Source organism: Aequorivita lipolytica (assembly GCF_007997135.1).
GTDB classification, from domain to species: domain Bacteria; phylum Bacteroidota; class Bacteroidia; order Flavobacteriales; family Flavobacteriaceae; genus Aequorivita; species Aequorivita lipolytica.
In genome coordinates, this window is the sequence record NZ_VORU01000001.1 from 222727 (window position 1) to 241318 (window position 18592).

The 18592-nt window shown below is 38.2% G+C and carries 17 protein-coding genes; 9 read left to right on the forward strand and 8 right to left on the reverse strand.

Annotated elements, in window-relative coordinates:
- Positions 1–35: 35 nt before the first annotated feature.
- The 7 genes from ESV24_RS00890 to ESV24_RS00920 all read right to left on the reverse strand — a co-directional run bounded on the left by ESV24_RS00890 (position 36) and on the right by ESV24_RS00920 (position 7330).
- Positions 36–548, reverse strand: a complete 513-nt coding sequence (locus ESV24_RS00890; RefSeq protein ID WP_111813522.1) for an OmpH/Skp family outer membrane protein — start codon at positions 546–548, stop codon at positions 36–38.
- Between the two features lie 64 nt (positions 549–612).
- Entirely contained in the window at positions 613–1488 is an 876-nt protein-coding gene (locus tag ESV24_RS00895; RefSeq protein ID WP_111813524.1) for an OmpH/Skp family outer membrane protein, read from the reverse strand.
- 39 nt (positions 1489–1527) lie between these two features.
- Positions 1528–4128: an outer membrane protein assembly factor BamA gene (bamA, locus tag ESV24_RS00900; RefSeq protein ID WP_111814100.1), complete on the reverse strand. Its 2601-nt coding sequence runs from the start codon at positions 4126–4128 to the stop codon at positions 1528–1530.
- A complete protein-coding gene (gene uppS / locus ESV24_RS00905) occupies positions 4109–4852 on the reverse strand; it encodes an undecaprenyl pyrophosphate synthase (RefSeq protein ID WP_111814098.1) in 744 nt (247 codons plus the stop codon). The genes bamA and uppS overlap by 20 nt, the downstream gene beginning before the upstream one ends.
- Positions 4853–4859: 7 nt before the next feature.
- Positions 4860–5555 carry a type IX secretion system protein PorG gene (gene porG / locus ESV24_RS00910; RefSeq protein WP_111813526.1) on the reverse strand — a complete coding sequence of 232 codons (696 nt, stop codon included), beginning with the start codon at positions 5553–5555 and terminating at the stop codon, positions 4860–4862.
- A gap of 100 nt (positions 5556–5655) precedes the next feature.
- Entirely contained in the window at positions 5656–6540 is an 885-nt protein-coding gene (locus tag ESV24_RS00915) for an NAD kinase (protein WP_111813528.1), read from the reverse strand.
- 133 nt (positions 6541–6673) lie between these two features.
- Entirely contained in the window at positions 6674–7330 is a 657-nt protein-coding gene (locus tag ESV24_RS00920; protein ID WP_111813530.1) for a CBS domain-containing protein, read from the reverse strand.
- A gap of 88 nt (positions 7331–7418) precedes the next feature.
- Here ESV24_RS00920 and ESV24_RS00925 point away from each other — a divergent pair, with 88 nt between their 5' ends.
- The 8 genes from ESV24_RS00925 (at position 7419) to clpX (ending at position 15721) form a co-directional block, all read left to right on the forward strand.
- Positions 7419–8132 carry a pyridoxine 5'-phosphate synthase gene (locus tag ESV24_RS00925; protein ID WP_111813532.1) on the forward strand — a complete coding sequence of 238 codons (714 nt, stop codon included), beginning with the start codon at positions 7419–7421 and terminating at the stop codon, positions 8130–8132.
- Positions 8132–8893 carry an alpha/beta fold hydrolase gene (locus tag ESV24_RS00930; protein WP_111813534.1) on the forward strand — a complete coding sequence of 254 codons (762 nt, stop codon included), beginning with the start codon at positions 8132–8134 and terminating at the stop codon, positions 8891–8893. The genes ESV24_RS00925 and ESV24_RS00930 overlap by 1 nt, the downstream gene beginning before the upstream one ends.
- A 97-nt stretch (positions 8894–8990) precedes the next feature.
- Positions 8991–10241 (forward strand): OmpP1/FadL family transporter, encoded by a 1251-nt coding sequence (locus tag ESV24_RS00935; RefSeq protein ID WP_111813536.1) that lies wholly within the window; start codon positions 8991–8993, stop codon positions 10239–10241.
- A gap of 18 nt (positions 10242–10259) precedes the next feature.
- Entirely contained in the window at positions 10260–11792 is a 1533-nt protein-coding gene (locus tag ESV24_RS00940) for an SGNH/GDSL hydrolase family protein (protein ID WP_111813537.1), read from the forward strand.
- A gap of 119 nt (positions 11793–11911) precedes the next feature.
- The gene (locus ESV24_RS00945) at positions 11912–12253 is read left to right on the forward strand and encodes a phage holin family protein (RefSeq protein ID WP_111813539.1); all 342 of its coding nucleotides are present in this window, start codon (positions 11912–11914) and stop codon (positions 12251–12253) included.
- Positions 12254–12338: 85 nt separating this feature from the next.
- Positions 12339–13658: a trigger factor gene (tig, locus tag ESV24_RS00950; RefSeq protein ID WP_111813541.1), complete on the forward strand. Its 1320-nt coding sequence runs from the start codon at positions 12339–12341 to the stop codon at positions 13656–13658.
- A gap of 129 nt (positions 13659–13787) precedes the next feature.
- Entirely contained in the window at positions 13788–14462 is a 675-nt protein-coding gene (clpP, locus tag ESV24_RS00955; RefSeq protein ID WP_111813543.1) for an ATP-dependent Clp endopeptidase proteolytic subunit ClpP, read from the forward strand.
- A 26-nt stretch (positions 14463–14488) separates the two neighbouring features.
- The gene (gene clpX / locus ESV24_RS00960; protein WP_111813545.1) at positions 14489–15721 is read left to right on the forward strand and encodes an ATP-dependent Clp protease ATP-binding subunit ClpX; all 1233 of its coding nucleotides are present in this window, start codon (positions 14489–14491) and stop codon (positions 15719–15721) included.
- Between the two features lie 432 nt (positions 15722–16153).
- Here the strand turns inward: clpX and ESV24_RS00965 are convergent, their stop codons facing one another.
- A complete protein-coding gene (locus ESV24_RS00965; protein ID WP_111813549.1) occupies positions 16154–17674 on the reverse strand; it encodes a GH3 auxin-responsive promoter family protein in 1521 nt (506 codons plus the stop codon).
- A gap of 123 nt (positions 17675–17797) precedes the next feature.
- On the opposite strand from ESV24_RS00965, the gene ESV24_RS00970 reads away from it, so the two are divergent.
- Positions 17798–18592, forward strand: coding sequence for a DUF2797 domain-containing protein (locus tag ESV24_RS00970; protein WP_111813551.1), 795 nt, complete (start codon positions 17798–17800; stop codon positions 18590–18592).

Consider the following 18592-nt stretch of genomic DNA (forward strand, 5'->3'; position numbering starts at 1 on the left):
GCGGGCAGTTCCTTAAAAATTTCTTTTGGAAAGAATTACATTCCCAGATCTTTTTTCACATCTGCCATTAGGTCTTTTCCATCGGCAAGTATTACGCCGCCGCTACCTACTGTAGAGTCAAGTACGTATTGATAACCTTGAGCTTTAGCAACTTTCTGGATAGTACTTTGAGCTTTTTCTAGGATTGGTTTAAAAATATCTGTTCTTTTTTTATCCAAATCCTGAAGCGCTTGCTGACGGTATGCTTGAATATTATCCTGCATTCCTTGAACTTCTTGAAATCTCTTTTGATTCTCTTCATCAGATTTTCCAGCGGCTTCACCATCATATAATTTCATCTTGGTTTCAAGTTCTTTGGCCATCGCTTTAATTTCTGTATCGTATGTTTTCTGAACTTTTTCTAACTGGCTCTGTGCAGCTTTGTATTCTGGCATAGCCTCTATAAGTTCTTGTGCATTGATGTGTGCAATTTTGGATTGGGCATTTACAAAACTTGTAGCTCCCATAAATAGCGCCATTGCAACTAAAACTATTTTCATTTTTTTCATTGTAAGTGTATTTAATTTAAGTGTTATTCTTTTATTTGTATTGATTATTAAATATTAAAATTATTTATTGACCATCTCCTTCTTCGCCATCGCCACCTTCTGGGAGATTGTTCTTATTTTGACGTACATTCATTATTGAGTCTCTTCTTCTATCTCTTTCATCTATTAATCGCTGTCTGCGTTCGTCAAACTCCGCTTTTTTAGCCGCTCTGATGGAGTCACGTTCTTTTTGACGTTGGGCCATCATTTCTTCACGCTCGCTCTTTTTAGCTTCAACTATTTTTTCGCGCTCCTGCTGCTTTTCTTCAATTGCTTTTTCCCTTTCAGTAACGGCACCTTCTTCTTCAAGAGAAAGTTTTTCGCGTTGTTCTATTTCACGTTTTTCTTTTTTGTCTGCGGCCTGTACTCTTCTGCCCGCGCGCTCAATACTTCGTAATACTAAATCGCTGATGTCATTTCTTTTTGCTGCGAAAAGCATAACCACATCTGCAGATTTATCAAAAATGAAGTCGTATTTTTTGTTTTCAGCAATTTCTTGAACAATATTGAAAACTTGATCTTGAATAGGCTGAACCAACTGTCTCCTCTGTATCATTAAGTCGCCATTCGGGCCAAAACGATCTTGCTGGTATTGAAGCATTTCGTCTTCCTTTATTTTTATTTCCTCATCCCTTTCATCTATCAACTCTTTTGTTAAAAGAACCCTTTCATTCGCAAGATTCAATTTCATTTGGTCTATTTCTTTTTGTTTCTTTTCAATGTCCAGTTTCCAGCGTTGAACTTTCCCCTCTAGTTGAATGGAAGCTTCTTTGTATTCTGGAACGCTTTCCAGGATATATTCCATATCGATATATCCTATGCGAACCCCTCTTTGAGCTTCAGCCATAAAGGTGAAGCAAAAAAGGAAAAGGGTAAAAAATAGTATTTTTTTTGTCTTCATATTAGTTGGTTGTTGTTTAAGAAAAAATCGTGCCAGTTTTTAAAATTGCTGTCCAATAATAAAGTGTGGTTCCCATCCGTTCTTTTCGGTTCCACCCAAAACTGGGTCAAATCCATATCCAAAATCGATTCCCAAAAGTCCGAATGCGGGCATAAATATACGTAATCCTACACCAGCGGAACGTTTCAGTTCAAAAGGATTGTAATCTCTGAAGCCGTCATAAGAAGCTCCTCCCTCTGCAAACCCAAGTACATAAATGGATGCCATCTGCGCCAAAGTTACTGGATATCTTACCTCTAACGAAAATTTATTGTAAATCGTATTTCCGTCAATAGGGGTAAGAGATTGATTTGGATATCCTCTCAACTGGATTACTTCGCGGCCATCTAGGCTATAAGCTCCAAGGCCATCACCACCAACAAAATATCTTTCAAAAGGTGGAATCCCGCGATCTTGGTTGTAGGCTCCCAAAAATCCAAATTCTGTGTTGGTTCGCAATACTAGCTTTTCAACCAGTTTTGTGTACCAAGTTCCCTTGAATTTAATTTTATAGTACTCCAACCATTTGAAACGTTCTTGATCTATAGCGGAAATTCTCTTGTTATCGTCAACAAATTCGGGATTATCAGGATTGGTTAATGCAAGCTGGTCTCTTTCTCGGGAAAGCGCTTTATAATCTACACTGTTAAATGCAGAATAGGGCGGAGTCAACTTTGCTGTAATGCTAAAATCTGAACCCGAAGTAGGATATATTGGGTTTGTTGCCGTGTTATTTCGGCTAATGCCAATGGTATAGGCAAGGTTATTTGAATAACCATCACCGAAGGTGAATAATCCAGTGTTATAATTATTTAAGTTATAATGTTGGAAACTAATTGCATTAGACCATACAAAGTAATCATCTGGCCATTTTACTTTTTTGGCAAGGCCTACAGAACCTCCAGTTATGGTAAAGCTTCTGGTTTTGTCCGCTCTACGCTGTCTTGGATCATAATAATTCTGAATGGTATGTGAAAAAGAGGTGGACAATTGTACAGGTTTTCTTCCCCCCAACCATGGTTCTGTAAGCGAAAGGCTATAGGTTTGGTAATAGCTACTTGCCTGTGCACGAATGGATAGTTTTTGACCGTCGCCCATTGGCAGCGGTTTGTAAGAACTTAGATTGAAAATGTTCCGAAGTGAAAAGTTATTGAAGGAAAGCCCAAGAGTTCCCACAAAACCACCTCCGCCATAACCTCCTTGAAGTTCAATCTGGCTAGATCCTTTTTCAACTACAGAGTATTCCAAATCAACAAGGCCGTTGTTTTCATCAACTTTTTTGAAGTTTGGTGAAAGTTGTTCCGGATCAAAAAAGCCTAACTGTCCTAATTCACGAATAGTTCTTACCACATCGCGTTTGCTATATTTTTGGCCTGGACGGGTTCTTAATTCCCTATAAATAACGTGATCGTTTGTGCGATCGTTTCCAATAACCGTTACGTGATCAAAATAGAATAAACTACGTTCCATAATCCTTATTTCAAAATCGATGGTGTCGTTACGTACGGCAACTTCTACTGGGTTTATACGCGCAGCTAGATACCCATTGTTCTGATATAAATTGGTAAGATCGTTTGCTTCTGGGTCACTATCATCCTGAATGCGTTCTTGCAGTAGGATGCCGTTGTAAACTTCGCCGGTTTTAATTCCAAGAATTTGGCGTAATTGGCCGTCAGTAAATACGCTGTTTCCAATGAATTTGATATCGCCAAAATAATATTTATCTCCTTCTTCAAGATTTATATCGAGCGCTACATTTTTTCTGTCAAGCACCCGCAATGTATCGTTAATAATACGTGCGTCACGATAACCGTTTGATTTGTATTTTTTCAGAAGTGATTCTCTGTCTTCCTCAAATCCTTCTTCGGTAAATTTTGAGCGTTTCCAAAAACGGATTAGGTTTTTGCGTTTGGTCTTTTTCATGGAACGGCGTAGTTTACCATCGCTAAACTGTTCATTCCCTTCAAAGTTGATATTTTTAACTTTAACGCGCTTTCCCTTGTCAACTGAAATAACCATATTCCTTGATTCCTCAACACCTGTTGAATCGGTATAGGGAGTGGTATTTATGGTAACTTCGGTATTATAAAAGCCGTCTTTTTTATATAGGTTTGTGATGTAGTTTTTTGTAGTGGTAAGTAGGTTTTTGGTAATCTTAGCGCCAGCTTTAAGGTCGTTGTCCTTAATTATTTCTTTTTTCTTCGCTTTGCGAACACCTTTACCCGAGATAACTACTTCCCTGAGCTTGGGCAATTCCACGATGTATAATTCAAGATCAACATTGTCACCTTCTACATTGGTTACGTAGAAAGCGATGTCGCTAAAAAGATTTTGTTCCCAAAGTTTTTTGGTTACCTGGCTCAATTTTTCACCGGGAATATAGATTCGGTCCCCTTTTTTGAGTCCTGTAAAGGCAATAACCGTTTGTTCGTTGAAGTTTTGTGCACCCGTAACGGTTATTTCGTTTATAGTGTATTTTCTTCCGCTGTCAAGTTCTTTTTGCTGCGCTTGTAGTGAAAAAACGGAAAGTATTGTAAATAGTAAAATACAATAAGATTTTCTGTATATGTGCAATAGGGAACTATTGTTTAAGTTGTTCACTGGTTTTTCCAAATCTTCTTTCTCTGTTTTGATAATTTAATATTGCTTCAAAAAGATGGTTTTTAGTATAATCCGGCCAAAGTGTTTCAGTAAAATACAGTTCGGCATATGCTAATTGCCAAAGTAGAAAATTACTAATGCGCTGCTCGCCACTGGTGCGGATTAACAAATCTACATCTGGTAAATTTTGCGTGTAAAGATGATTATTTATTACCGTTTCATCAATATCGTGCGGCGAAATTAGGTTATTTTTAACTTTAAGACTAATCTCTTTTATTGTTTTTGTAATTTCTTCCCTAGAACCATAACTGAGTGCAAGGGTTAAGGTCATCCGGTTATTATCCTTTGTTTTCTCTATAACATCGTGCAGCTCTTTGTGTGCTTTTTTGGGCAAAGCATCTAGATTGCCAATAGCGTTTAACTTTATATTGTTATCCTGCAGAGTCTTTATTTCTTTTTTAAGCGAAGAAACCAAAAGTTTCATCAACAGTTCCACTTCCAATTTTGGACGGTTCCAGTTTTCTGTTGAAAAAGCATAAAGTGTTAAAAAAGGAATTCCAATTTCTGCGCTTCCTTCCACAATTTCGCGGACAGCTTTGCTGCCATTTTCATGGCCAATAGAACGGAAAAGACCTTTCTGCTTTGCCCAGCGGCCATTGCCGTCCATAATTATGGCAAGGTGCTGGGGTAATTTTTCTTTGTCTATTTGGTCTTTTAGGTCCATCGTCATTTTAAAAGTTGCAATAGCAGGGCTTTCTTCCGAAGGCAAAAGTAACGGTTATACCAGTAAAAACATACCAATCGTTGTTATTTGTATTCCCGAATTTCAGATTGTCAAAATCGGTCTCGCCTTTAATTGGGTTGCTTCCGTCGAGGTTATCGGTGAAAGTGTATCGGGCCCCAATTTCAAAGCCGATCATTGCGTTGCTGCTAATATTTGCTTTATAACCTAAAACCATTGGGATGGCAAAGGTTGAGGCATTTTCATATTCAATAAAATCGACACCATCACCATTTTTTACGAGAGCATTGTATCCAAAATAGGTTAGCCCTGTATACAGATAGGGGGTAGATATGGCTTTTTGGCTGTGTACGTCAAAATCCCAAAAGGTATATTCCAATCCTACGGAAACTTCTTTTAATCTATTAATGAAATGATAGCCACGCTGTTCCCGGCGACCGTTGGAACTCTTAGCATCATCACCTTTTATTTCAGCAAAAAGAGCTGATGCCCTAAACGAATGTCGCGCACTTCGGTTCCATTTAAATAGACCTCCTACGGCAAAGCTATTCGGATTAATGTAATTGGTTTTTCCAACGTCACCTATATAATTGGCTCCTCCAATCATTCCGCCTATTTCATAGGTTTGGGAATGTGCAAAGAACACTGTTGAGAGTATTAAAAATACAGTCGCGAAATACTTCATATACTTTAAAAGTTTGCAAATATAACAATAAACTTGGCTTGACATTATTGGAAGCCAATTTGTCTCTGTTTGATTAACAAATTTTGATGGATTTTATTGTTTAGTTGCGCTTGTCTTCGCCCCACAAAAGTTTTTTGCGAAGGGTTTTTATAAAGCTATCGTCGTGGAGTTGCAGCAATTTTATAGTGAACGGAGCTTTTTTAATTACAATAGTGGTTTCGTTTTCCAAAGTAGCAATTCTGGAATCCATGGAAACCAAAAAAGTGTTTTCGCGTCCTGAAACTTTTAGCGAAATGGTGCTGGAATCTGGAATTACCAAAGGCCGGGCATTAAGATTGTGCGGCGCTATTGGGGTAAGTACAATGTTATTTGCCTCTGGGTCAATTACCGGTCCTCCACAACTTAAAGAATAGCCAGTTGAACCCGTTGGCGTCGCCACAATAAGACCATCGGACCAATAGGAAGTTAGGTATTTATCGTTAACAAAAGTTTCCACTTTTATCATGGAAGTTGTATTTCGCCTGTTTACTGCAACTTCATTTAAGGCAAAATTTAAGGGTTTGATTTCTGCGCTCTGCGGAAATGTTTCTACAGTGAGCAAGCTTCTTTCAGAAATAGAATATTCGCCTTCTAAAATCTTACTTAGGCTTTCGGTCATCTCCTCCTTTTGTATGGTTGCCAAAAAACCAAGTCTTCCGGTGTTTATTCCAACAATGGGAATGTCTAAATCTGCCACAAATGTTACCGCTTTCAGAATAGTTCCATCACCACCAATACTGAAAAAAAGGTCGAAACTTTTATCCAATTCAGTAAAAGTAGAAAAGCCGGAAAAATTTTTTGTAATGTCTTGATTTTTATTGATGATGCCCAGAAAATTTGCCTCAATAAGCACTTCGGCCTCTCTTTTTTGAAGCGCATCCAGCAACATCTGAATGTATATTTCAGAATTTTCGTGATAAAACTGTCCGTAGATACCTATTTTCATTTAAATAAACTTGATGCAATTAATGTTGTGGATTTTATTAATTTGACTACTGACTACTGACTACTGACTACTGACTACTGACTACTGACTACTGACTACTGACTACTGACTACTGACTACTGACTACTGACTACTATATATTAAGATACTTGTCCAAATAATCGGAGCGTTCCTTCAAATCCTCCAAAAACTTATCTTCTTCGTGATGGCTAATCACGTTGTAATTATACCTTCTAAAAGTCTGCGCAATACTGTTCATTGCTGTGTGGCCTATTTTTACAGTTAATTGTACAGTTCCGTCAGTTATTTTTGAAATGAATACTCCAAAAATCCGCGTTCCGTTAGACTCCACTATTTGGCACACCTCGCTGAAAGAATAATCCTGAATGCCTTTTTCAACCACAATAATGCCCCCTGTTTCATTCAAGAAAGGTGTGTTGTTGAAAAGACTCATAATATCGCCCAACTCATAATATCCTAAATACTTATTTTCTGCCCCAAGAACGGGCATGATATTGCTATTGTTTAATGCGAAAGCTTCCAAAATATCCAGCCAATTGGTATCTTCCAACACGTGAAAAGGCTCCAAAGCATATTGAAAATCACTCAGCAATTTTTTGTTATCAAAACAATACGCATCGTTTTCAGAAACACAACCTATATAATGACCGTCTTTTTCAACAGGAACGTGTGAATAGGTGAGTTGATTAAAAACTGTTTGCACATCCTTTATTTTGGCAGAAACGTCAAACGCTTCAATATCGTTAATGATGTAATTAAGGGTTTCCATTACTAATTGTTTTTAATGCAAATTACTTAAAATAAAGGTTCATTAGCATTTAGAAGGTTTGTATTTTTGTTAATTATAATACAAGGAAATGACAAAATTAAGCGTAAACATAAACAAAATAGCCACATTGCGCAACGCACGCGGCGGTAATGTTCCTGATCTTTTACAGGTTGCAAAAGATGCTCAGAAATTTGGTGCACAGGGAATTACTATTCACCCAAGGCCTGATGAACGCCATATTCGTTACCAAGATGCATATAATTTAAAATCCATTGTTTCAACAGAGTATAATATAGAGGGAAACCCGATGGATGATTTCACGGAAATGGTTTTGGAAATAAAACCTACACAAGTAACGCTCGTCCCAGATGCGGTAGATGCAATTACTTCCAACGCCGGTTGGGATACTGTGAAGCACAAAGACTATTTAAAGGAAATTATTTCTGAATTTAAACGAAACGGAATCCGCACTTCAATTTTTGTAGATCCAGCTTTAAAAATGATTGAAGGCGCTGCCGAAACCGGAGCGGACCGAATTGAATTGTACACAGAGGAATTCGCCAAGCAATATTCGTTAGGAAACAAAGATGCTATAAAACCATATACAGAATGTGCGATTCTTGCGAACAATCTGAATTTAGGGATTAATGCAGGCCACGACCTTTCATTGGAGAACATTGCGTTTTTTAAACAAAACATCCCAAATCTTTTGGAGGTGAGCATTGGGCACGCACTTATTTGTGAGGCGCTTTATGATGGGTTGGAAAAGGTGATTTCAGAATATTTAAGAAAACTTAGCTGATGATTTTATACTCCCAAATACTCGGCTCCGGCAAACCCTTCGTAATCCTCCACGGTTTCCTTGGAATGAGCGATAATTGGAAAACACTGGGCACCCGGTGGTCTGAAGTTGGTTATGAAGTACATCTTTTAGATCTGCGCAACCACGGACGAAGCTTCCACAGCGACGATTTTTCTTATAAAATAATGGCTGAGGATTTAAAAAATTATTGCGAAGAACATGATTTAACAGAAATAATATTACTCGGCCATTCCATGGGCGGCAAGGTTGCAATGCAGTTTGCTGTAAACTACCCCCAAATGGTTTCAAAACTTATTGTTGCAGATATTGGCCCTAAAGCCTACCCAATGCATCATCAAGATATTTTGAAAGCACTTTCACAATTGGATTTTTCAAAAATAAAATCACGTGGGGAGGCAGAGGACGTTCTTTCGGAATATATAAAGGATAAAGGTACACGATTGTTTCTTTTGAAAAATCTTTACCGAAAAACTAAAACCGAATTAGGCCTTCGAATAAACTTGCCCGTTCTTTCAGAAAAAATTGAGGAAGTGGGCGTGGCGCTTCCAGATAACACTGTTTTTAAAGGTGATACGCTTTTTTTGGGGGGTGAAGAAAGTGGTTATATTGAACCGATGGACGAACTTTTGATCAAAAAACATTTCCCAAAAGCCAAGATTGGAACGATTTCAAAAGCGGGACATTGGCTGCACGCTGAAAATCCTGACGAATTTTATGATAATGTTATGAATTTTTTATAATATTGTAAGAATGTTTATTATGCGCGCATAATAAATTTTTAAAACCAATTCCTTACATATTTAACCCAAGAAATTAACTCTAAAGAAATAAACTATTATGAAGAAAGTATTAGTACTTGCCGTTTTTGCACTTGCGAGCGCGGTTACTTATGCGGGCGGTTACCGCGTAAGTTTACAGGGCAATAAAGCTCTGGCGATGGGCCACACGGGAGTTGCTGTGGTAAACAGTAGCGAATCGGTGTTCTTCAATCCAGCCGGATTGGTCTTTTTAGAAGATAAAATTAACATCTCTGCTGGTGTTCATGGTGTGTTTTCAAGCATTGCTTACCAAGATACGAGTTCAGGCGCAAACGCCCGTACGGACAGCCCAGTGGGCACGCCACTCTATTTATATGCTTCCTATAAAGCCACAGATTGGTTGGCTTTGGGCCTTGGTGTTTACACGCCCTACGGAAGTACAGTTGAGTATGAAGACGATTGGGCGGGTTCTCATCTAGTAAACAATATTGACCTAGCTGCAATCTATATTCAGCCAACCGTTTCATTTAAAATTAACGACAAACTGAGTTTTGGTGGCGGTCCTATCTATGTTACTGGTTCTGTAAACTTTAACAGAAATCTAAACCGTACGCTTACTGATCTTGAAGGAAATCGATCTAACGTAACAATTGATGCTTCAGGTGTAAGCAGTTGGGGTTGGGTTGCCAGTACAATGGTAAATCTTACTGAAAATCTTCATATAGGTGCAACCTATCGTTCTGAAATTATCCTTGATGCTGAGGACGGTACCGCGGAATTTGAAAATATTCCAAACTCTCCTTTAACACCCTTCGAAAATACATCAATAAAGGCCTCATTGCCCTTGCCTGCTGAAATGACCGTAGGTATGTCTTACGATTTCTGTGAAAAATGGGTTTTCGCTTTTGACTTCAACCGTACCTTTTGGGATGTTTACGAATCGTTGGATATAGATTTTGCCAACCCAGAAATTCCCGATTCAAAAAATGCGCGTAACTATAAAAATGCTTCTGTATATCGTTTCGGTATGCAGTATGAGGCTACTAAAATGTTTACTTTAAGAGCTGGTTATTATTTTGATGAATCTCCGGTTCGTGATGGTTATTTTGCACCAGAAACTCCGCGTAACGACAGTAACAATTTTACAGCTGGTCTTACCGTAAATCTAGGAGAGCGCTTGCAAATAGATGCCTCGTTCCTTTACTCACACTTTAAAGAAGTAGATGCTTCTTATAACTATTACTTCGAAAACGGTGTGTCAGTTCCATTCAGCGGAACCTATAAAACGAATGCCTTCGTTCCAGGATTGGGGCTTACTTATAAATTATAATCGAAAAAAATCTCAAAGATGAAAAATATATTAAAATATACATTCGTGATTTTGGCTGTTGGCTTCGTAAGCTGCGAACCAGAATTTGACACCCCTGTAACCGACGAAGGTTTTTATAGCAGCGGAACGGCAGACCTTTCAAAATATGTTTCCTTAGGTAACTCTTTAACTGCTGGTTATGCTGATGGCGCACTTTACATTACAGGCCAAGAAAACAGCTACCCAAATATTATGGCAGAGCAATTTGCTTTTGCGGGTGGTGGTGAATTCACACAACCTTTAATGAATGATAATATTGGCGGCTTATTGCTGAATGGAGCGCAAATTACTGAAAACAGATTTGTATTGGCAGTTGGCCCTAATGGAAATCCTGGTCCCATTCGCTTGGTTGGAACTCCAACAACCGATATTACAAACAGATTAAGTGGCCCTTTCAATAATATGGGTGTTCCCGGAGCAAAAAGTTTCCATCTAGTAGCTCCTGGCTATGGAAATGTAGCTGGAGTGCTAGCTGGTGCGGCAAACCCTTATTTTGCCCGTTTCGCAAGTAGTGAAACGGCAACTGTAATTGGTGACGCTGCGGCGCAAAGCCCAACTTTTTTCAGCCTTTGGATAGGAAACAACGATATCTTAAGCTATGCAACTTCAGGCGGACTGGGAGTTGATCAAGCAGGAAATTTTGATCCGTCAACTTACGGCGGAAATGATATTACAGATCCAAATGTATTTGCATCAGTCTACAGCCAGCAAGTAGAAGCATTAACTGCCAGTGGCGCAAAAGGTGTTTTAGTAAACATACCAGAAGTAACTTCAATTCCTTATTTTACTACTGTTCCAACAAAGGCGATTCCATTGGATGCCGCTACTGCCGGAGCATTGAACGCGCAATTTGCCGCTTACAACACTCAGGTGCTTCCTGGTTTGGTTGGAATAGGTTTTATAACTCCTGAGGAAGCTGCATTGCGTATGATTAATTTTTCCGCAGGACAGAATTTCCCCATTATGACAGATGATGACCTAACGGATTTAACGGCTATATTGCAAGGCCCTCCATTTAGTTTACCGGCTTCTTTGGCAACATTATTGGGCCAATTGAGACAAGTGAAATCTGATGATCTTATTGTTCTTCCGGCCTCATCTGTATTGGGAACAACTCCAGATCCAAGCAATCCACAAGGGGTGATTGGAGTTTCAATTCCATTAAGTGATCAGTTTGTTTTAGCAGTGTCTGAACAAGCTCGCGTAACTACTGCGAGTGCAGCCTACAATGCAACTATCCAAGCGCTTGCTGGTGCCAAAGGATTGGCTTTTGTTGATGCTAAGTCTGCTTTGGCGAGAGTTGCCAATGGCGGCATCGTTTACGATGGTGGCGTGCTTACCTCGCAATTTGTAACAGGTGGTGCATTTTCTTTGGACGGCGTTCACCCAACACCAAGAGGATACGCATACACAGCTAACCTTATAATTAAAGCAATAAACGATACCTATAACGCAACCATCCCGATGGTGCACATAGGTAACTATGCAACTATTACACTTGCAAATAATTAATATTTGGAAATTAAGTTTGGTAAAGACCGCTCTCAACATGAGGGCGGTTTTTTTATTATATTTACTCAAAGTTCATCAAACATCTCAAGTCTCACTTCTAAAATCTAATCTCTCTCAAAATGAAACTTATAATAAAATTACTTCTCACTGCACTGGCAGTCGTTATTTTAGCTAGAATTCTTCCTGGCGTAGCTGTTGAAGGATATGGTTCAGCAATTATTGTGGCAATTGTTATCGCCCTATTAAGACTTATAGTTAAACCTATTTTGGTACTATTGACCTTGCCAATAACAATCATAACGTTCGGTCTCTTCATACTTATCATCAATGCAATCATAATTTTACTGGCCGATTATTTCGTGGGGAGTTTTGCGGTTTCATCAATCTGGTGGGCGCTACTTTTCAGTCTATTGCTTTCGCTTTTTCAAGCTGTGTTGTTTTCGCTTTTGAAAGAAGACTAGAAAGTTGCTTAACAACAACTTGTAAATGTTTGTTGAGTTCTGCAAAAAACCGTACTTTTGCATCCCGAAATTCAGAAGAGAAAAAATGAACATTACAAAAAAAGACATCGATAAATTGAACGCTGTTCTTACAGTGGAAATTTCAAAAGAGGACTATTCAGCCAAGGTTGAAAAAGTGTTGAATAATTACAGAAAAACCGCCAATATTCCAGGTTTCAGAAAAGGCCATATCCCAATGGGAATGGTAAAAAAACAATACGGAAAAGCTGTTTTAGTTGAAGAAGTAAATAAAATTTTACAAGATGCACTTCAAAAATTTCTTACTGAAGAAAAACTTGATGTTCTTGGAAACCCACTTCCTAAGAATGAAGCTGAAATAAACTGGGATACCGATGATTATACCTTTGAATTTGAATTGGGCCTTGCACCAAAGTTTACCGTTGATTTGAAAGGTAAGGAAGTGGTTCAATATAAAATTGTTGCAGATGATGAAATGCTGAACAATCAAGTAAAAACCATCCGTAAACAATACGGAAAACTGATTTCAAAAAAAGAAGTTGAAAAAGGTGATGAAATCACTGGAACTTTTACTTCAACTGAAAAAGAAATCGAAAAGAAAACCACACTTTCTACTGAAGAAATTGCAGGTAAAAAGCAATTGGGAAGCCTGATTGGCGCAAAAGTTGGCGAAACAGTTACCTTGAAAACAAAAGGAATGTTCGCCGATGACCACGACAACCAAAAATATTTGGGCGTTGCGCATGACGAAGCACACGCTTTAGACATCGAGGTTACTTTCAAAGTAGAAGAAGTAAACAAACGCGAAATGGCGGAGCTTAACCAAGAATTGTTTGACAAATTGTTTGGTGAAGCTGTAGTTACTTCAGAAGAAGAATTGAAAGCTAAGATTAAAGAAGACGCCGAAGGACAATTTGCACAACAAAGCGATCAAAAATTATTAAACGACGTTGTTGAGTCATTAATTGATAATACAAAATTCGATCTTCCAAAAGAATTTTTGCAACGTTGGATCGCAATGACCGGCGAAAAAAGACTTTCTGAAGAAGATGCAAAAGCTGAATTTGAAAGAAGCGAAAAAGGACTTCGGTATCAATTGATTGAAGGAAAAATTCGTACAGAAAATAAGCTGCAAGTTACTTTTGAAGAATTGAAAGATCATTCAAAAAATATGATTAAAGCGCAAATGGCGCAGTTTGGACAAACGGATCCTTCTGATGAGGAACTGGAATCTATTGCTGCCCGCATACTTTCAAACAAGGAAGAAGTGGAGCGTTTAAGCGAGCAATTGAACACAGCCAAATTGCTTAATTTCTTTAAGGAAAACGCAAAATTGAAGACCAAAGAGATTACTTACGATAAATTCATTAAGGAAGCTTACGCATAATTCAGCGAAGAAATAGTTATCTTTAGGCGTTGAATTATTTTTAATTTAGCGCCTTTTAATTTCTATGAAAATAGGAACCTCGTGAGGCTTTAAAATTAATTTCGTAACTAAAAAAACGAACACACATTTATGAACTACAGTAACGAATTCAGAAAATTTGCTATAAAAGATCAAGGGATCAATAATATGTATTATGACCAAATCATAAGCAGTATGTATCCAACCAACTTGACGCCAAATATTATTGAAGAACGCCAGATGAACGTCGTTGCGATGGACGTCTTTTCGCGTTTGATGATGGACCGGATTATTTTCCTCGGTACAGGAATCAACGATCAAGTGGCGAATATTGTACAGGCACAACTTTTGTTCCTGGCAAGCACAGATGCTGCACGCGATATTCAGATTTATATTAATTCTCCAGGTGGAAGCGTGTATGCGGGACTGGGGATTTATGATACTATGCAATTTATAAAACCAGACGTTGCAACTATTTGTACGGGAATGGCAGCTTCAATGGCAGCAGTTCTGCTTTGTGCAGGTGAAAAAGGAAAGCGCAGCGGTTTAACGCACTCGCGCGTTATGATTCACCAACCTTTGGGCGGTGCGCAGGGGCAGGCGAGCGATATTGAAATAACTGCTCGTGAAATAATCACTTTAAAAGAAGAACTTTATAAAATTATCGCAAAGCATTCCGGCCAAACCTACGAAAAGGTTTACGAAGATAGCGATCGCGATTATTGGATGAAAGCCGACAGAGCCATGGAATACGGAATGATTGATGAAATATTAACGCGAAGCTAAATTTAGATTTTTTGAAAAAAGATGATATGTCGAAAGAAGATTTAGAATGTTCCTTTTGCGGCCGTAAAAAGTCGGAAACCAATTTGCTTATTGCAGGATTGGACGCCCACATTTGTGATCGTTGCATTGAGCAGGCCCACGGAATAGTAGTTGAGGAAGCTTTACATTCAGGAAATCCTGAACTTTCCAAAGATTTAATGCTGAAAAAGCCAAAACTCATTAAAGCATTTTTGGATGAATATGTAATTGGGCAGGAATTCACAAAAAAAGTAATGTCAGTTGCCGTTTACAATCACTACAAACGTTTGCTGCAACCAAAGACCGATGACGATATTGAAATACAGAAAAGTAACATAATAATCGTTGGTCAAACGGGAACCGGAAAAACTTTGATTGCAAAAACAATCGCAAGAATGTTGAATGTTCCTTTGGCAATTGTTGACGCTACGGTTTTAACCGAAGCGGGTTACGTGGGTGAAGACGTTGAAAGTATTTTAACGCGTTTACTTCAAGCTGCAGATTACAACCTCGAAAAAGCCGAAAATGGAATTGTTTTTATTGACGAAATAGATAAAATAGCTCGTAAAAGCGATAACCCATCAATTACCCGAGATGTTAGTGGAGAGGGCGTTCAGCAAGCTTTGTTGAAACTTTTGGAGGGAACAACAGTAAATGTTCCGCCAAAAGGAGGTAGAAAACATCCCGATCAAAAATTTATTGAAGTAAATACTGAAAATATTCTCTTTATTGCCGGTGGAGCTTTCGATGGCATTGAGCGCCATATTTCAAAAAGATTGAATATGCAGGCTGTTGGCTTTACTGCCTCAGTGAAGGAAAACCAAATGGAGAAAGACAATATTCTCCGTTATATTATTCCGAAAGATTTGAAGGATTTTGGTTTGATACCCGAAATTATCGGTCGTCTTCCGGTTTTAACTTATATGAATCCGTTGGATAAAGAAACGCTCCGTGCCATACTTACAGAGCCTAAAAACGCCATTATAAAGCAGTATAAGAAATTGTTTGAAATGGATGGGATTGAATTTGTGATTACTGAAGAAGCGCTGGATTTTATTGTGGAACAGGCTATTGATTATAAGCTTGGAGCCCGTGGCCTCCGCTCTTTATGCGAAGCTGTTTTAACAGATGCAATGTATGAAATGCCAGGAACCGATGAAAAATCTGTTCTTGTTACGAAGGAGTATGCCGAAGAAAAATTGAACAAATCAACCCTTAAAAAGTTGAAAGCGGTTTCATAAATTGAAAAACCTATAAAAACAAAAACCTCGGAAAGTTCCGAGGTTTTTTTATGGGTATAAATTCGTTTTAAGGAGTTGCGAGCAAAGATTTATTTTTACTGTGAAGAATCTTATTGTGCATTTGCTCTTTTTTGCTTCTCAAGTTATAACCGGCTAGCTCTCCATCTTTTTTAACGGGAGCTGTCGACGCACAAGACGAAAACAAAACGGTGAAAACTAAAAGGCAAATTATATATAAAAACTTTTTCATTTTTGAAGTATCGCTTATTTTGATACGGCAAAAGTACTGTGGAAGTCGAGCGCTCACAAAAGTTTTAGCTGAACTCCATCTAAAGTCGTTGAAATACATCTTTTGAAAAAAGCAGCCGATAAAGCGTTTATAATACCCGATTTACAACACATTAGGAAATGCGGAAATTGAAAAAAATAAAGTTAAATGGAACGATTCAGTTGTAAAAGTTCCTCCAAATAATCACGAGTATTTGAAAGCCGTGGAACTTTATGTTGTCCGCCAAGTTTGTTTTTTTCCTTTAACCAATCATAGAAAAGGCGTTCTCGGGCATTATGTATTTTCGGTGAATTAAGTGTAGTATTGTTAAAACGTTTAGCCTCATAATCGCTGTTCACTTCCTGTAAAGCAGAATCAAGAAGTTGGGTGAAAGAATTTAAATCTTCCGGGGGTTTTTTAAATTCAATAATCCATTCGTGGGCACCCTTTTCTCTTCCGTTCATAAAAATAGGAGCGGCCGTGTAATCCACAATTTCAGCATTGGTGAGTTGTGAAGCTTTCCGAAGCGCTACTTCCGCATTTTCAATAATTAATTCTTCTCCAAAAACGTTTATGTGGTGCTTGGTTCTTCCGGTAACCTTTATTCTGTAAGGATCTGTGGAAGTAAACCGAATTGTATCGCCAATTTTATAGCGCCAAAGCCCAGCATTTGTTGTAATAATAATGGCATAATTTTTTCCTTCCTCCACTTCGCTCAGCGGAATTACTTTTTCTTCAGAAGTATCGTAGCTGTCCATGGAAATAAATTCATAAAAAATTCCGTAGTCAAGCATTAATAGCAGTTCTTTATTTTCATTTTGGTCCTGAATGGCGAAGAAACCTTCCGAAGCATTGTAGATTTCATAATATCTGAAATCACTTTTCGGTAATAATTTGTCGTACTGATCAATATATGGATCAAAATTTACACCGCCGTGAAAATAGACTTCCACGTTTGGCCAAACTTCAAAAAGATTGCCCTTGCCAGTTGTCTCCATTACATTATTAAGTAAAACCAACATCCACGAAGGTACGCCAGCTAAACTTGTTACATTTTCTTTGATAGTTTCATTTACTATTGCCTGCATTTTGGTTTCCCAATCGCCCATCAGCGAAACTTCGTTACTGGGTGTACTGCTGAATTCTGCCCAAAATGGCATATTGTCAATCAAAATTGCTGAAAGATCCCCAAAAACGGTTCCGTTTTCCTCGTATAATTGTTTGCTTCCGCCAAGCCGCAAGCTTTTCCCCAAAAATAACTGCGCACTAGGGTTGTTGTTGAGGTACATACAGAGCAAATCTTTGCTTGCAGCATAGTGGCAGTTCTCCAAAGAATCATTGGTGACGGGTATAAATTTACTTTTGGCATTTGTGGTGCCACTGGATTTTGCGAACCATTTTATGGGTGTGGGCCAAAAAATATTACTTTCCCCTTTTCGGGCACGTTCAATTAGTGGCTCATTGTCCTCGTAAGTTGTAACGGGTACTCTTTCGGAAAATTCGCGGTAGGTTTTTATAGATGCAAAATCATAGGTCTTGCCGATTTCAGTATATTTCGCTTTTTGAAGTAAATTGAAAAGTAGTTCTTCCTGAACTTCAATTGGGTATTTCAAAAAAAGGTCTATTTGGTGAAACCGTTTTTTCAAAAACCAAGAAGCTATGGAATTTACAATGGGGATCGGCATATTTTTCTGCTATCTTTATGCGATAAAAATAACAATTTTATAATTACGATTTCCCCTTTTTTTGAAGCGATGTTCTTTAGTATTTCTTCGGAAAAGTTTTCGGCATAAATTTTTTTGAATAAAATGAATTACGAAGGAGTACTTAAAAAGATGCAAACTGAAAATGGTTCACCTATTCAGTATTACCTGGTTTTTGAAAACGATTTTTTGAACGTAAACCAATTGTTGGATAAAAAAGTAGCTATCAATTTTCTGCGTTATCAATGTTTAAACTGCGGACTTCAAAAGAAAATTTATCGTCAAGGGTTTTGTTACGATTGTTTTTTTAAAATTCCCCAAGCGGCAGATTGGGTTATAAGTCCCGAAAAGAGTAAAGCACATCTTGATATAGAAGAACGCGATTTGGAATTTGAAAAGCGCGTACAACTGGAGCCGCATGTGGTTTATTTGGCAAATAGCAGTAGCGTAAAAGTAGGAGTGACGCGCAAAAGCCAAATCCCCACACGTTGGATTGACCAAGGTGCGCACGAAGCTATTGAAATTGTTGAGGTTCCCAATCGCTACCTTGCCGGAATAACGGAGGTTGCGCTAAAAGATCACGTGAGCGATAAAACCAATTGGCGCACTATGCTAAAAAACGATATAAAAGATGAAAACTTGGTGGAGTGGCGCACCAAACTAAGGCAGTATATTCCAAAAGAGGCAGCTGAATATTATTTGGAGAACAATTCTGAAACCAATCTACAATTCCCAGTGCTGAAATATCCGGAAAAGCCAAAATCGCTCAATCTTGAAAAAACCCCTTTTTACGAAGGAGTTTTAAAAGGAATAAAAGCACAGTACCTTATTTTTGAAGATAACACAGTTTTCAACATACGCGGTAACGAAGGCTACGTAGTTTCAATTACAGTGAATTAA

What these genes read in the sequence shown, in the direction of transcription:
- ESV24_RS00890 (WP_111813522.1), bottom strand. Translation starts at nt 548, where the DNA reads ATGAAAAAAATGAAAATAGTTTTAGTTGCAATGGCGCTATTTATGGGA.
- ESV24_RS00895 (WP_111813524.1), bottom strand. Translation starts at nt 1,488, where the DNA reads ATGAAGACAAAAAAAATACTATTTTTTACCCTTTTCCTTTTTTGCTTC.
- uppS (WP_111814098.1), bottom strand. Translation starts at nt 4,852, where the DNA reads ATGGACCTAAAAGACCAAATAGACAAAGAAAAATTACCCCAGCACCTT.
- porG (WP_111813526.1), bottom strand. Translation starts at nt 5,555, where the DNA reads ATGAAGTATTTCGCGACTGTATTTTTAATACTCTCAACAGTGTTCTTT.
- ESV24_RS00915 (WP_111813528.1), bottom strand. Translation starts at nt 6,540, where the DNA reads ATGAAAATAGGTATCTACGGACAGTTTTATCACGAAAATTCTGAAATA.
- ESV24_RS00920 (WP_111813530.1), bottom strand. Translation starts at nt 7,330, where the DNA reads ATGGAAACCCTTAATTACATCATTAACGATATTGAAGCGTTTGACGTT.
- ESV24_RS00925 (WP_111813532.1), top strand. Translation starts at nt 7,419, where the DNA reads ATGACAAAATTAAGCGTAAACATAAACAAAATAGCCACATTGCGCAAC.
- ESV24_RS00930 (WP_111813534.1), top strand. Translation starts at nt 8,132, where the DNA reads ATGATTTTATACTCCCAAATACTCGGCTCCGGCAAACCCTTCGTAATC.
- ESV24_RS00935 (WP_111813536.1), top strand. Translation starts at nt 8,991, where the DNA reads ATGAAGAAAGTATTAGTACTTGCCGTTTTTGCACTTGCGAGCGCGGTT.
- ESV24_RS00940 (WP_111813537.1), top strand. Translation starts at nt 10,260, where the DNA reads ATGAAAAATATATTAAAATATACATTCGTGATTTTGGCTGTTGGCTTC.
- ESV24_RS00945 (WP_111813539.1), top strand. Translation starts at nt 11,912, where the DNA reads ATGAAACTTATAATAAAATTACTTCTCACTGCACTGGCAGTCGTTATT.
- tig (WP_111813541.1), top strand. Translation starts at nt 12,339, where the DNA reads ATGAACATTACAAAAAAAGACATCGATAAATTGAACGCTGTTCTTACA.
- clpP (WP_111813543.1), top strand. Translation starts at nt 13,788, where the DNA reads ATGAACTACAGTAACGAATTCAGAAAATTTGCTATAAAAGATCAAGGG.
- clpX (WP_111813545.1), top strand. Translation starts at nt 14,489, where the DNA reads ATGTCGAAAGAAGATTTAGAATGTTCCTTTTGCGGCCGTAAAAAGTCG.
- ESV24_RS00965 (WP_111813549.1), bottom strand. Translation starts at nt 17,674, where the DNA reads ATGCCGATCCCCATTGTAAATTCCATAGCTTCTTGGTTTTTGAAAAAA.
- ESV24_RS00970 (WP_111813551.1), top strand. Translation starts at nt 17,798, where the DNA reads ATGAATTACGAAGGAGTACTTAAAAAGATGCAAACTGAAAATGGTTCA.